Origin of the sequence: Paenibacillus sp. NPDC057886, assembly GCF_042796655.1 — a bacterium.
GTDB lineage: Bacteria > Bacillota > Bacilli > Paenibacillales > Paenibacillaceae > Paenibacillus.
In genome coordinates this window covers 1-1,013 of record NZ_JBHVMZ010000048.1, presented here as the reverse complement: position 1 = coordinate 1,013, position 1,013 = coordinate 1, and the positions used below count along the sequence as shown (strand labels likewise).

Below are 1,013 nucleotides of genomic sequence, written 5' to 3'. Positions count from 1 at the left end.
GAAATACGCTGACGAGAGAGAAAGGGCTGGGAGGAATTGAAACGAAGGGTGTGCTGCGTGTCGGTATGCCGTATAAATCAAATGGATGAGTGATAAAACCCGCATATATTTCGCTATGCGGGTTAATTATTTTACATATTGATACATAAATTTCCGGAACTTGTGAAAAATAACGCAGAAATCAATAGAATTTTGTCAAAATAATTTTGTTGACAATGACTTATTAACGTTGATATAATTTAAATTTTATTTGACAAAATTGGGCTCTTGTTGTACAATAAATGTAGTGAGGTGGATGCAATGGCGAAGACGTTGTCCGATATAAAAAGATCGCTTGATGGGAATTTAGGTAAACGGCTTACGTTAAAAGCAAACGGCGGCCGCCGAAAAACGATTGAGCGTTCGGGCATTTTAGCTGAGACGTACCCTTCTGTTTTTGTGATACAACTAGATCAAGACGAGAATTCGTTTGAAAGAGTTTCATACAGTTATGCTGATATTCTGACTGAGACTGTTGAATTGACATTCAATGACGATGCGGCAAGCTCAGTAGCATTTTAATGGGCAGTGAACCTTTTGTTTACTGCTTTTTGTTTTGCCTTCTAAAGCTCTTCTAATTATTCCCTCGAAAGTTTCAGCCGATTAAACGGAAGCTATAAGTGTCACATGTTTTATCGTGGCGTGCACGAATGGTGATCAATTCTATAAAAGGGGTTGTTTCGTTTGGGCAGACGTCGTGGAGTTATGTCAGATGAGTTCAAATATGAGCTGGCGAAGGACCTTGGTTTTTACGATACGGTGAAAAACGAGGGCTGGGGAGGCATTCGGGCGCGTGACGCCGGGAATATGGTAAAGCGCGCGATTGAGATTGCCGAACAGCAGATGGCGGCTCAGAACCAAAATAACCGATAATGCAGTGGCCCGGGGGACAATCCGTTCCCCGGTTTTTTCTATCGGCTGTCAAAACCGGCGTCAATTTCGGATAAGTACCTCCGGGTCTCCAAATGTGATAC

At 42.3% G+C, this 1,013-nt stretch carries 3 protein-coding genes; all 3 read left to right on the top strand.

Annotated features, from left to right (window positions below; genetic code table 11):
• Positions 1 to 89, top strand: an 89-nt coding sequence (locus ACFVQB_RS34510; RefSeq protein WP_483874972.1) for a hypothetical protein, incomplete at its 5' end; no start/stop codon positions are given.
• 211 nt (positions 90 to 300) lie between these two features.
• Positions 301 to 561, top strand: a complete 261-nt coding sequence (gene veg / locus ACFVQB_RS34505) for a biofilm formation stimulator Veg (RefSeq protein WP_003218330.1) — start codon at positions 301 to 303, stop codon at positions 559 to 561.
• 162 nt (positions 562 to 723) lie between these two features.
• Positions 724 to 912, top strand: a complete 189-nt coding sequence (locus ACFVQB_RS34500) for a small, acid-soluble spore protein, alpha/beta type (RefSeq protein ID WP_011996172.1) — start codon at positions 724 to 726, stop codon at positions 910 to 912.
• Positions 913 to 1,013 lie beyond the last annotated feature (101 nt).